At 60.1% G+C, this 12,094-nt stretch carries 10 protein-coding genes; 2 read left to right on the top strand and 8 right to left on the bottom strand.

Translation table 11 applies throughout. From position 1 onward, the window contains the following. Position 1: 1 nt before the first annotated feature. The 5 genes from cysW to dibA form a co-directional block, all read right to left on the bottom strand. The gene (gene cysW / locus KGA96_RS23900; protein ID WP_007972954.1) at positions 2 to 871 is read right to left on the bottom strand and encodes a sulfate ABC transporter permease subunit CysW; all 870 of its coding nucleotides are present in this window, start codon (positions 869 to 871) and stop codon (positions 2 to 4) included. A 12-nt stretch (positions 872 to 883) separates the two neighbouring features. Then, complete coding sequence (gene cysT / locus KGA96_RS23895) at positions 884 to 1,702, bottom strand: sulfate ABC transporter permease subunit CysT (protein WP_007972956.1); 819 nt, start codon at positions 1,700 to 1,702, stop codon at positions 884 to 886. A gap of 69 nt (positions 1,703 to 1,771) precedes the next feature. Beyond that, positions 1,772 to 2,785 carry a sulfate ABC transporter substrate-binding protein gene (locus KGA96_RS23890; protein ID WP_046040726.1) on the bottom strand — a complete coding sequence of 338 codons (1,014 nt, stop codon included), beginning with the start codon at positions 2,783 to 2,785 and terminating at the stop codon, positions 1,772 to 1,774. A 68-nt stretch (positions 2,786 to 2,853) separates the two neighbouring features. Then, on the bottom strand, positions 2,854 to 3,036 hold the full coding sequence (gene oscA, locus KGA96_RS23885; RefSeq protein WP_007975618.1) for a sulfur starvation response protein OscA: 183 nt from the start codon (positions 3,034 to 3,036) through the stop codon (positions 2,854 to 2,856). Between the two features lie 222 nt (positions 3,037 to 3,258). Then, positions 3,259 to 5,178: a phosphodiesterase DibA gene (gene dibA, locus KGA96_RS23880; RefSeq protein WP_046040724.1), complete on the bottom strand. Its 1,920-nt coding sequence runs from the start codon at positions 5,176 to 5,178 to the stop codon at positions 3,259 to 3,261. 146 nt (positions 5,179 to 5,324) lie between these two features. On the opposite strand from dibA, the gene desA reads away from it, so the two are divergent. Together desA and KGA96_RS23870 are read left to right on the top strand one after the other, a co-directional pair. Beyond that, a complete protein-coding gene (gene desA, locus KGA96_RS23875; RefSeq protein ID WP_046040722.1) occupies positions 5,325 to 6,509 on the top strand; it encodes a delta-9 fatty acid desaturase DesA in 1,185 nt (394 codons plus the stop codon). 214 nt (positions 6,510 to 6,723) lie between these two features. Continuing rightward, positions 6,724 to 7,713, top strand: coding sequence for a GGDEF domain-containing protein (locus KGA96_RS23870; protein ID WP_046040720.1), 990 nt, complete (start codon positions 6,724 to 6,726; stop codon positions 7,711 to 7,713). 29 nt (positions 7,714 to 7,742) lie between these two features. On the opposite strand, the gene KGA96_RS23865 is transcribed toward KGA96_RS23870, so the two are convergent. The 3 genes from KGA96_RS23865 to gabD form a co-directional block, all read right to left on the bottom strand. Next, positions 7,743 to 8,957 (bottom strand): response regulator, encoded by a 1,215-nt coding sequence (locus KGA96_RS23865; protein WP_046040718.1) that lies wholly within the window; start codon positions 8,955 to 8,957, stop codon positions 7,743 to 7,745. A gap of 135 nt (positions 8,958 to 9,092) precedes the next feature. Beyond that, positions 9,093 to 10,370, bottom strand: a complete 1,278-nt coding sequence (gabT, locus tag KGA96_RS23860; RefSeq protein WP_046040716.1) for a 4-aminobutyrate--2-oxoglutarate transaminase — start codon at positions 10,368 to 10,370, stop codon at positions 9,093 to 9,095. A 184-nt stretch (positions 10,371 to 10,554) separates the two neighbouring features. Continuing rightward, positions 10,555 to 11,997, bottom strand: coding sequence for an NADP-dependent succinate-semialdehyde dehydrogenase (gene gabD, locus KGA96_RS23855; RefSeq protein ID WP_046040713.1), 1,443 nt, complete (start codon positions 11,995 to 11,997; stop codon positions 10,555 to 10,557). Between the last annotated feature and the right edge of the window lie 97 nt (positions 11,998 to 12,094).

Genomic DNA, 12,094 nt, shown 5'->3' with positions numbered 1-12,094 from the left:
ATTATTCCTCCGCGGCGCTGGCGCGCAGGCGGTTAATACGGTTTTCGCTCCACTGCTTGAGCAGCAGGATGAAGAGCGCCAGGATCAGCAACAGGCTCGCCACGGCGAACGCGGCCACGTGGTTGTATTCGTTGTAGAGGATCTCGACGTGCAACGGCAAGGTGTTGGTCACCCCGCGAATGTGCCCGGAAACCACCGACACCGCACCGAACTCCCCCATGGCCCGCGCGGTACACAACACCACGCCGTAGATCAGGCCCCATTTGATGTTGGGCACAGTGACGTGCCAGAACATCTGCCAGCCGTTGGCCCCGAGCAAGCGCGCAGCTTCCTCTTCCTGAGTGCCTTGTTCCTGCATTAGCGGGATCAGTTCACGGGCCACGAACGGCACGGTGACGAAAATCGTCGCCAGCACGATGCCCGGCAGGGCGAAGACGATCTGGATGTCGTGATCCTGCAACCACGGCCCAAACAGGCCCTGGGCGCCGAACATCAGCACATAGACCAGACCGGCGATCACCGGCGACACCGAGAACGGCAGGTCGATCAGTGTGACCAGCATGCTCTTGCCGCGGAACGAGTACTTGCTCACGCACCATGCGGCGCTGACACCGAACACCAGGTTCAACGGCACCGAAATCAGCACGGCGATGACCGTGAGCTTCAGCGCCGACAGCGCGTCCGGCTCAAAGATCGCGGTGAAAAACGCCCCGAGGCCGAGCTTCAGGCCCTGGGACACCACGATGAACAGCGGCAACAACAGGAACAGCGCAAAAATCAGCCAGCCAAGGCCGATCAGGATTCGCCGCGAAGTCGCACTGCCACGACGGGCAGCGTTAGAGGAAGCGGCAGCAATAGACGATTGGGACATGGGTGCGCCTCCTTATGGGGTTTCGATGCGCCGCTGCAACAAGTTGATCAGCAGCAACAGGACGAAGGAAACCACCAGCATCAGTACACCAATGGAGGTAGCGCCGGTGTAATCGTATTGGTCGAGCTTGACCATGATCAGCAGCGGCAGAATCTCGGTTTTCATCGGCATGTTGCCGGCGATGAAAATCACCGAACCGTACTCGCCGACCCCACGGGCAAAGGCCAGAGCGAAACCGGTCAGCCATGCCGGAAGCAGTGCCGGCAACAGGATATGGCGGAAAACCTGCAAGGGTTTTGCTCCCAGGCACGCTGCCGCTTCTTCCACTTCACGGGGGATATCCGCCAATACTGGCTGTACGGTACGTACTACGAATGGAAGTGTCACAAAAGTGAGGGCAAGGGTGATGCCCAGAGGGGTGTAGGCGATCTTGAAACCCAGATCCGCTGCAAACTGACCGACCAGACCGGTAGGGGTGTACAACGCCGTCAGTGCAATACCGGCCACCGCCGTGGGTAACGCGAACGGCAAGTCGATCATTGCATCGATCACTTTTCGTCCAGGGAAGGTATAGCGCACTAATACCCAGGCCAACAGCGTGCCGATGATGCCGTTGATGATCGCGGCACACAGGGCGGTGCCGAAGCTGAGCTTCAACGCCGCCAGCACCCGTGGCGCCGAGATGATTGCCCAGAACTGATCCCAGGTGAGTTGAGCGGCATGCACGAACATTGCCGCCAGTGGTATGAGCACAATCAGGCTGAGGTACACCAAGGTGTAGCCCAGCGTCAGCCCGAAGCCGGGTATGACGGGGGAGATACGACGCGACATAAAAGTCCTTGGTTGAGAACGCACTGAGCCCCGGAGGTGAATCCGGGGCTCGTTGATGGCTATTTAAGATTACTGCGCCTGATAGATCTGGTCGAACACGCCCCCGTCATTGAAGAATTTCGGCTGTGCGGTTTTCCAGCCGCCGAAGTCCTTGTCGATGCTCACCAGCTCCAGTTTCGGGAACTGCTGGGCGTACTTGGCGGCCACATCCTTGTCACGTGGACGATAGAAGTTCTTCGCCGCGATTTCCTGGCCGGCCGGGCTGTACAGGTGCTTGAGGTAGGCCTCGGCGATCTGCTCGTTGCCCTTTTTCTCGGCGTTCTTGTCGACCACCGCCACCGGTGGCTCGGCGAGAATCGACAGCGAAGGCACGACGATATCGAACTTGTCGGCGCCGCCCTCTTCTTTCAGGGCCAGGAAGGCTTCGTTTTCCCAGGCCAGCAATACGTCGCCCTGACCGTTGTTGACGAAGGTAATGGTCGAGCCGCGAGCGCCGGTGTCCAGCACTGGCACGTGCTTGAACAGGGTTTGTACGTATTCCTTGGCCTTGGCTTCGTCGCCGCCATTGGCTTTCAGGCCATAGGCCCAAGCCGCAAGGAAGTTCCAGCGCGCACCGCCAGATGTTTTCGGGTTCGGCGTGATCACCGAGACGTCATTCTTGACCAGGTCGCCCCAGTCCTTGATGCCTTTAGGGTTGCCCTTGCGCACCAGGAACACGATGGTCGAGGTGTAAGGCGTGCTCGCTTCCGGCAGGCGTTTTTGCCAGTCGGCCGGCAGGGATTTGCCGAGCTTGGCGATTTCGTCGATATCACCAGCCAGGGCCAGGGTCACGACGTCGGCCCGCAGGCCATCGATCACCGCCCGGCCTTGCTTGCCCGAACCGCCGTGGGATTGCTGGACCTTCACGGTGTCGCCTGCGTGATCTTTCTGCCAGAACTTGATGAACTCGGCGTTGTAATCCTGGTACAGCTCGCGGGTCGGGTCGTACGACACGTTGAGCAGCTCGTAGTCCTTGGCAACGGCGGAACCGGCAAAAAGGGCGCTGGCCAGGGCGGCCAAAGCGAAATAACGAATCGACGACATGGTGAAAGCTCCTGGAATTCTTGGTGTGTTGGCTTTTTCTTATGGGATATCGCGTTGCCTGATTCGCCTCAGCCCGGCTTGTTGCCCGGCTGCTGCAAACGGAATTTTTCTTTGCGCTCGATCTGCACCACCTGGGCGTTGTGCACGGTGATTTCCACGGCGCCAAAGCGCAGATCGCGCAGGGCACTCTGGATTTCACGCAGGATGGTGGCTTCGTCTTGACCGTCGACGCTACGCAGGGATGCGCTCATATTGCTGCTCCTTCAACTGAGAGGTTGCCTCGCAGTGTCGGCACTGCTTGCGGCTTGAGAGCAATACTAGAGAGGTGTTGATATTCTTAAAAAGACTATTTAAGAATGTTTATATAACCAGAAGAGATTACTTGAAGGGACAAGGGCTTGAGGTGAATCACCCTCTTTCAGACACACCAAAAACCTGTGGGAGTGAGCTTGCTCCTACAGGGATTTTGTAAATCAGGCGATGACCGGGGCATGAGCCCAATCCAGCTGCAGCGCCGGCACCGGCCGCCCGAACCAGTAACCCTGACCCAGATCACACCCCTGCTCGAGGAGGAAAGCCGCCTGTTCGACCTGCTCGATCCCCTCGGCATGCACCTGCATGCCCATGCTTTGTGCCAAGGCAATGATCACCCGTGAAATCGCCGCATCGTCCTCATCCCACGGCAACCCGGCGACGAAGCCCTGGTCGATTTTCAACTTTTGCACCGGCAGACGCTTGAGTCGCAGCAGAGATGAATAGCCCGTGCCGAAGTCGTCAATGGCCAGGCGCACACCCAGCTCGCGCAGGCGATGCATCTGTTCCAGCGCGACTTCCGCGTCTTCCATCACCGCGCTTTCAGTGACTTCCAGCTCCAGAAACGCCGGTTCCAGCCCGGTTTCGCGCAAGACCTGCGCCACCTGCTGGTACAGCTCACGACGGGCGAACAGACGCGAAGAAACGTTGACCGCGACGAACGACAACACCACCCCCTCCTGCTGCCACTGGCACATCTGCCGGCATGCCTGCGCCATGACCCAGGCATCGATTTCAGCAATCAGACCGGTTCGTTCGGCGACCGGAATGAATTCCGCCGGCGACACCAGGCCCCGCTGCGGGTGCTGCCAACGCACCAGTGCCTCGACGCCAATCAGGCGACGGGTCTTGAGGTCGTGAACCGGCTGGTAATGGACCCGCAGCTCTTGCCGGTCCAGGGCGCGGCGCAATTCGAAGGCGATCTCGACCCGTTGCTGGGCGTGGGCCGTCAGCTCTTCGGTGTACAGGGCATAATCATTGCGCCCCGTGCTCTTGGCCTTGAACAGTGCAGAGTCGGCATTACGCAACAGTTGCTCGACGCTCAAGGCATCGCTGGGGAACAGACTGATGCCGATGCTGGTGTTGATGAACAATTGATGGTCATCGATTGAGAAGGGTGCTTTGAGGCCGTCGATGATCCGCTGGGCCAACGCAGCGGCCTGAACCAGTTGCGGACAGCTTTCGGCGAGCACGGCGAATTCATCTCCGCCCAGCCTGGCCAGGGTGATGCCCGGGCCGAACATGGCGCCCAGGCGCTCGGCCACAGCTTTGAGCAACTGGTCGCCAATGGTGTGCCCGAGGCTGTCGTTGATCATCTTGAAGTGATCGAGATCGATCATCAGCAGCGCGCAGCCACGCTTGTGGACCTGTGCCGAGGCCAGGGCCTGTTCGGCGCGGTCGGTGAACAGCAGGCGGTTCGGCAGGTCGGTCAGCGGATCGTGGTGCGCCAGGTGCATCAGCTCGTGTTCGGAGTTCTTGATTGCACTGATGTCGGTAAACACCGCCACATATTGGCTCGGCCGGCCGAAATCGTCGTGGATCAGGCGGATCGTTTGCCATTGCGGGTAAATCTCGCCGCTTTTGCGCCGGTTCCAGATTTCCCCACTCCACTCCCCGACACTGGCGAGCGTGGCAAACATCACCTGATAGAACTCGGGGGAATGTCGCCCGGACTTGAACAGATTGGGCCGCTGCCCCAGTACGTCCTCACACCCGTAACCGGTGATTTCCATAAACGCCCGGTTCACATGGACGATCACGCCTTCCCGATTGGTGACCAGCACGCCTTCGCGGGTGCAGTCGAACACGGCCGCTGCCTGGCGCAAGCGCATGCGGTCGGCATCGCGTTCACGCAGCTTGGCGCCGATACCCAGACACCGCAGCAACCGCGCACGGGCAATGAAGATCAACCCGGCGCTGAACAACACCCAGACATAACCGTTGATCAGTTGCCATCGCAGTCGCTCGGCAGAGCTATCGAAGAAACTGTTCAATAAATAGCCACTGATCTGCAGCCAAACCACAGAAAGCAACAGATAGAGCAGCGCTGCGCGCAAGGCATCGCGATAGGTGGCAGACATCCGGCGATCCATGTCCCTACAAATAGGTTGGAATTATAGTTTAAAGACACATCCAGCCACTCTTATCTGAAAGGGCGACTGGTTTTCTGTGTGGGCTTAGTGATAATGCAACGGCTGTTTTTTCTTTATCGAGGGCCCTACAGCCTATGTGGTACGAAGGTTTTCTTGGCTTGTCGCCCTGGTCGCTGGTAGCAGTCACCCTGCTGATGACCCACGTCACGATCATCGCCGTCACGGTCTATCTGCATCGTTACTCCGCCCATCGCTCCCTGGAGCTGAATGGGGGGCTCAAGCATTTCTTCCGTTTCTGGCTGTGGCTGACCACGGCGCAGAACACCCGCGAGTGGACCGCCATCCACCGCAAGCATCACGCCAAATGCGAAACCGTCGATGATCCGCACAGCCCGGTCATCAAGGGCTTGTCCACGGTGCTGCGCAAAGGCGCCGAGTTGTACCGCGCCGAAGCGGAAAACCCCGAGACCCTGCGCATCTACGGCAAGAACTGCCCCGAAGACTGGATCGAGCGCAACCTCTACAGCCGCTACCCGCTGCTGGGCATCGCGATCATGGGCGTTATCGACCTGCTGCTGTTCGGCACCATCGGCATCACCATCTGGGCCATCCAGATGATGTGGATCCCGGTGTGGGCTGCCGGCGTGGTCAATGGCCTGGGCCATGCCATCGGCTATCGCAACTTCGAATGCCGCGATGCGGCGACCAACCTGGTGCCGTGGGGCATCCTGATTGGTGGCGAAGAACTGCATAACAACCATCACACCTACCCTAACTCGGCAAAATTGTCGGTGAAGAAGTGGGAATTCGACCTGGGCTGGGCGTGGATTCAAGTCTTCAGCTTCCTGCGCCTGGCCAAGGTTCAACGGGTTGCGCCGATTGCCCATCGCGTCGAAGGCAAGGGCAACCTGGACATGGACACCGCCATGGCGATCCTCAACAACCGCTTCCAGATCATGGCCCAGTACCGCAAATTGGTGATCGGCCCGCTGGTCAAGCAAGAGCTGGAAAAGGTCGATCACTCGGTACGTCACCAGTTCCACCGGGCCAAACGCCTGCTTTCGCGGGAGACCAGCCTGCTGGATGACAAACACCACGTGCGCATCCAGAACATGCTCGAGCACAGTCAGGCGCTGAAGGTAATTTACGAGAAACGCCTGGCCCTGCAGCAGATCTGGGTCAAGACCAGCTCAAATGGTCACGACATGCTGGCGGCCATCAAGGACTGGATACACGAAGCCGAAGCCAGCGGGATTCAGTCCCTGCGAGAATTCGCCGATCAGTTGAAGACCTACTCGCTGCGTCCTGCCGCTGTCTGAAAAAACCTGTGGGAGCGGGCTTGCTCGCTCCCACAGGGTTATGTGGTGTGACTGTAATATCGCGCCATCAGTACCGCCCGGCGGGAGCCAGCTCCCTCGCCACGAAAGGCGGGAACTTCATCTGAAAAGCCCTATCTCAAAGACACTTCGCCATCCCCGGCGGGCTTGATGTTGGCCGCGATCGCGCGCGGCATGCCCTTTGAGATTTGTGTCGATGGCCCAAAAGAACCTGCAAGACTCATCTCCGTCACATTGGCCCGAGGCCGCGCAGACCCTGATAGCGCTGATGCACGCCCAAGGCGAAGTCGCACGCCTGAGCGAACGCGATCAGTTGTTCAACACCTTGCTAATGAGCGTCAACGCGGTGCTGTGGGCATTCGATTGGGAAACCCGCCAGGTGCTTTACGTCAGCCCCGCCTACGAACGTATCTTTGGCCGTTCGGCTGATCTGCTGCTGGCCGACTGCAATCAATGGCGCGACAGCATTTACCCTGACGACCTGGACTATGCCGAACGCAGCCTGGCCGAAGCGCTGGACAAAGGCGCCGTCGAAGATCGCGAGTATCGAATCATTGCCGCCGATGGCCAGGTGCGCTGGCTCAGCGACAAATGCTATGTCAACCGCCAGGCCGAGCCGGGGCAGCCGGTGATCATCGTCGGCATCGCCGAAGACATCACCGACAAGAAGCGGATGGAAACCGAGCTGCATCGCCTGGCCACCACTGACGCCCTGACCCAGAGCAGCAATCGCCGGCATTTCTTCGAATGCGCCCATCGCGAGTTCGCACACGCCCGGCAACGGGGCGAGCCGCTGTCGTTCCTGATGCTGGACATCGATGACTTCAAAATCATCAACGACACCTACGGTCACCAGGAAGGCGACAACGTGTTGCAACGCATCGCCGAAAGCGGCCGCGCGGCGTTTCGCCGTGGCGACCTGTTCGGGCGCATTGGCGGTGAGGAGTTCGCAGCGGTGTTTCCCGGCTGTACGCCGCAGATGGCCCTGCAAGTGGCAGAACGCTTGCACCAGCAGATTCAGCGATTGCGTTTCACCCATGAAGGCCAGACGTTCGGCATCACCGTCAGCCAGGGCCTGACCAGCCTGACCGCCACGGACGAAAACGTGGAGAGCCTGTTTTCCCGGGCGGATGCCGCGATGTATCAGGCCAAGCGCGAGGGCAAGAACCGGATTGTCACTGCCTGACAGGCCACCACAGGGAATCGCGTTCGCCCTCATTTCTTGCGCAAACGCATCAACTCCGGCAAGCCGATCTTGAGCAACCGCGCCGTCCGGCTCTTCGCCAGCTCCTCGATGCCCTCATGCTCGGTAAGGCGGGCCATTTGCGCCGCCATGTTCATCACCAGCGCTTCGCGGGAGTAAACCCCGCCACCGAGCTGGTAGACCGCCGCAATCAGTTCCCGCAACTCCAGTGGCAGGCGCCAGCGCGTGCGCAGGGCCGAACCATAGGCCGCGCCAAATTCAACCAGCGCTTCGCCCACTTCCTCCAGCTCGTCCAGTTCGCCACCGGCCTGCTTCCATTCCTGCAAACAGCGCAGCAACGCCAGATCGCCGAGACGATGCAACATGCCGGCGCAATAGCAGCGCTCCTGATCCAGATCGAGCAAGCGCGCCAGAGTGCGCGCGTATTCGGCGGTGTGCAGTGACAGATCCCAATAACGCTCGGCATAGTCGGCCAATTGCGGGTCACTGAGTCGAGCACTGCGTTTGAGCGCCAGCCCGAGAATCAGGTTCATGCTCTGCCCGGTGCCCAGGCGATGCAGCGCCTGGGACAGGGTTTGCACAGCTGCGCCGTGGTGCTGGGCCGCACTGTTGGCAGCGGCGATCAGCACGGCCGTGACCTGCGGATCGGTGCGGATTTCGTCTTCCAGCACCGTCAGGTCGAGGCCATTGGGATTGAGGCTGCGCTTGACCGCCACTTGTACGTCGGTCATCAGCGGGGCGCCGTCGGCCAACTCCCGGCGACGCTCCAGAAACACCGACAACGTCATGCCCGGTGCCAGCGACGGCACCTCGCACGAGACTTCTTCGCCAGCGTTCAGCAGCAACCCCTGCAACCGATGGGTCAGGCTTTCCATATTCAGTGGCTTGGTCAGGTACGCGGCCGGCGCCAGCGGCAAGGCCTCGCGCACACTGGCACTGTCGTTGCGACTGCTCATGAGGATGAAAGGCAGCGGCGGGTTGCGTTTGCGCTGACGAACGTTGCGCAGAACATTCAGGCCATCGACGCCCGGCAACTCCCAGTCGGCGATGACCAGGTCATAGGGGTTGGCGGCCAATAGTTCCAGCGCTTGCTGGCCATCGGCGCACAAATCCAGCCGCGCATCGCAGCGTACGTTCAACAACACTTCCTTGAGCAGATCCCGGGACCAGGGGTCGGCCTCGGCAATCAGGACTCTTGGAACGGCGGGTAAAATGACAGTTGTCATACAGCTCTCCCTGGCAATGCAGGAACCTTAGCCAATGCTGGCCATTCGATACAGCGCTAATGCACGGGATGTGTTTCAAGGGGCATAAAAAAACCCGCCGAAGCGGGTTTTTTGTGGATCAGGTCACACTGGGGATCAGAGCTCGGAGAAGCACTCTTCGATGATCGCCAGGCCTTTGTCCAGTTGCTCGTCCGGCGAGGTCAGCGGTACCAGGACGCGCAGAACGTTGCCGTAGGTGCCGCAGGACAGCAGGATCAGACCCTTGTCGCGAGCCTTGGCCACAACGGACGCCACGGCTGCGGCGTTCGGCTTGTGGCTGTCGCCGTTTTCGAACAGCTCGACAGCGATCATCGCGCCCAGGGCACGGACTTCTCCAATCACCGGGTACTTGGCCTGGATGGCCTTCAGGCCGGTTACCAGACGCTCGCCAACAGCCTTGCAACGATCCAGCAGGTGCTCTTCTTCGAACACTTCCATCACGGCCAGGGCCGCGGCGCAAGCGATCGGGCTACCGGCGTAGGTGCCGCCCAGGCCGCCTGGAGCGATGGCGTCCATGTATTCGGCCTTGCCGCACACACCGGCCAGCGGGAAGCCGCCAGCGATGGATTTGGCGAAGGTGGTCAGGTCGGCAGCAACGCCCATCTGTTCCATGGCGAAGAACGTACCGGTACGGCCAGCGCCAGTCTGTACTTCGTCAGCGATCAGCAGGATGCCGTGCTGGTCGCACAGGGCACGCAGACGCTTCATGAATTCTTTCGGAGCGACGTAGAAACCACCTTCGCCCTGAACCGGCTCGATGATGATCGCGGCGATGTCTTTCGGCTCGGCGTCGTTCTTGAAGATGCGTTCGATGGAAGCGATCGAGTCGTCGATGCTCACACCGTGCAGTTCGTTCGGGTACAGCGCGCGGAAGATGCCGCCTGGCATCAGGCCCATGCCGGCCGAGTAAGGCACGACTTTACCGGTCAGGCCCAGGGTCATCATGGTGCGACCGTGGTAGGCGCCGGTGAAGGCGATCACGCCGGCACGGCCAGTGGCGGCACGGGCGATCTTGATGGAGTTTTCCACGGCTTCGGAGCCGGTGGTTACCAGCAGGGTTTTCTTTTCGAAATCACCTGGGACCTTGGCGTTGATTTTTTCGCACACTTCCACGTACGGCTCGTAGGCCAGAACCTGGAAGCAGGTGTGGGTCAGCTTGTTCAGCTGCTCGGTCACGGCGGCGATGATTTTCGGGTGCACGTGGCCGGTGTTCAGCACGGCGATACCGCCGGCGAAGTCGATGAACTCACGACCTTCAACGTCGGTTACGGTCGCGTTCTTCGCGGAATCGGCGAAGATCGGGTGAATCTGGCCAACACCACGTGGAACTGCAGCGGTACGGCGGGCCATCAAAGAAGCGTTAGTCTTGCTCATACATTCCTCATTCACCGCTCATCGGGCGGCGTGGTTCAAGGATAAAGCGACGGGGAGCAACGGCGGCAGCATGCGATGATCGACTGCCACAGCGTTCCCGGCCACCGAGAAAATTCCGGTTTGAAGCGGCGCAAAGGGACAGCGCTCTCGTGCCCTTTGCGCTTGAAGCAATGCTCTTCCCGGCTTAGATGCCCAGGCAGAGGTATTTGATTTCCAGGTAATCTTCGATGCCGTACTTGGAACCTTCACGGCCCAGGCCCGAGGCCTTGATGCCGCCGAACGGCGCGACTTCGTTGGAGATCAACCCGGTATTGACGCCGACCATGCCGTATTCCAGGGCTTCAGCCACACGGAACACACGACCCAGGTCGCGGGCATAGAAGTACGAGGCCAGACCGAACTCGGTGTCGTTGGACATTGCGATCACGTCGGCTTCGTCTTTGAAGCGGAACAGTGGAGCCAATGGACCGAAGGTTTCTTCCTTGGCCACGGCAGCGTTGTTCGGCACGTTGGTCAGGATGGTCGGCTCGAAGAAGTTGCCTTCCATCGACTTGCCGCCGGACAGCACGGTGGCGCCTTTGGAAACGGCGTCAGCAATGTGCTCTTGCACCTTGGCCACGGCTTTTTCGTCGATCAGCGGGCCAGTGGTGGTGCCTGCTTCCAGACCGTTGCCGATCTTGAGCTTGGCCACAGCCACTTTCAGCTTCTCGGCGAACGCGTCGTAGACCGAATCCTGAATGTACAGGCGGTTGGCGCAGACGCAGGTCTGACCGTTGTTGCGATATTTGGAAATGATCGCGCCTTCGACGGCCTTATCCAGGTCCGCGTCGTCGAACACGATGAACGGAGCGTTGCCGCCCAGTTCCAGGGACACTTTCTTGATGTCCTTGGCGCATTCCGACATCAGTTGACGACCGATTTCGGTCGAACCGGTGAAGGACAGCTTACGCACGATCGGGTTGCTGGTCAGCTCGCTGCCGATGTCGCCGGCGCTACCGGAAACAACGCTGAACACGCCAGCCGGGATGCCGGCACGCTGGGCCAGTTCGGCCAGGGCGAAGGCGGAAAACGGAGTTTGCGAAGCAGGCTTGAGCACCATGGTGCAACCGGCGGCCAGGGCCGGGCCGGCTTTACGGGTGATCATTGCAGCCGGGAAGTTCCACGGGGTGATTGCAGCGGTCACGCCGATTGGCTGCTTGATCACGATCAGGCGCTTGTCTGGCTGGTGGCCCGGAATCACGTCACCGTAGATGCGCTTGGCTTCTTCGGCGAACCATTCGATGAAGGAAGCGGCGTAGACGATTTCGCCCTTGGCTTCGGCCAATGGCTTGCCTTGCTCCAGGGTCATCAGGCGAGCCAGGTCTTCCTGGTTCTCGATGATCAGCTCGAACCAGCGACGCAGCTTGGTCGCACGTTCTTTGGCGGTCAGTGCACGCCAGGCCGGCAGCGCTTTGTCAGCAGCTTCGATCGCACGGCGGGTTTCGGCAGCGCCCATCTTCGGCACGGTGCCCAGAATTTCGCCCGTTGCCGGGTTGTTGACCTTGATCGTCTGACCATTGTCCGCATCAACCCACGCGCCATCGATGAAGGCTTGCTGGCGGAACAACTGGGTGTCTTTAAGCTGCATGTCGGCTTTCCTTAACAGCACCGCAACGAATGCGGAGCAAATTATGATTGTAGAAAGGCGCCTCGATAGGCTGCCGTCAGGGAAATCATTCACCGGG

This window comes from Pseudomonas sp. GL-R-26, from assembly GCF_019947365.1.
GTDB lineage: Bacteria > Pseudomonadota > Gammaproteobacteria > Pseudomonadales > Pseudomonadaceae > Aquipseudomonas.
This window is presented reverse-complemented; position numbering and strand designations above follow the sequence as displayed.

What these genes read in the sequence shown, in the direction of transcription:
- cysW (WP_007972954.1), bottom strand. Translation starts at nt 871, where the DNA reads ATGTCCCAATCGTCTATTGCTGCCGCTTCCTCTAACGCTGCCCGTCGT.
- cysT (WP_007972956.1), bottom strand. Translation starts at nt 1,702, where the DNA reads ATGTCGCGTCGTATCTCCCCCGTCATACCCGGCTTCGGGCTGACGCTG.
- KGA96_RS23890 (WP_046040726.1), bottom strand. Translation starts at nt 2,785, where the DNA reads ATGTCGTCGATTCGTTATTTCGCTTTGGCCGCCCTGGCCAGCGCCCTT.
- oscA (WP_007975618.1), bottom strand. Translation starts at nt 3,036, where the DNA reads ATGAGCGCATCCCTGCGTAGCGTCGACGGTCAAGACGAAGCCACCATC.
- dibA (WP_046040724.1), bottom strand. Translation starts at nt 5,178, where the DNA reads ATGTCTGCCACCTATCGCGATGCCTTGCGCGCAGCGCTGCTCTATCTG.
- desA (WP_046040722.1), top strand. Translation starts at nt 5,325, where the DNA reads ATGTGGTACGAAGGTTTTCTTGGCTTGTCGCCCTGGTCGCTGGTAGCA.
- KGA96_RS23870 (WP_046040720.1), top strand. Translation starts at nt 6,724, where the DNA reads ATGGCCCAAAAGAACCTGCAAGACTCATCTCCGTCACATTGGCCCGAG.
- KGA96_RS23865 (WP_046040718.1), bottom strand. Translation starts at nt 8,957, where the DNA reads ATGACAACTGTCATTTTACCCGCCGTTCCAAGAGTCCTGATTGCCGAG.
- gabT (WP_046040716.1), bottom strand. Translation starts at nt 10,370, where the DNA reads ATGAGCAAGACTAACGCTTCTTTGATGGCCCGCCGTACCGCTGCAGTT.
- gabD (WP_046040713.1), bottom strand. Translation starts at nt 11,997, where the DNA reads ATGCAGCTTAAAGACACCCAGTTGTTCCGCCAGCAAGCCTTCATCGAT.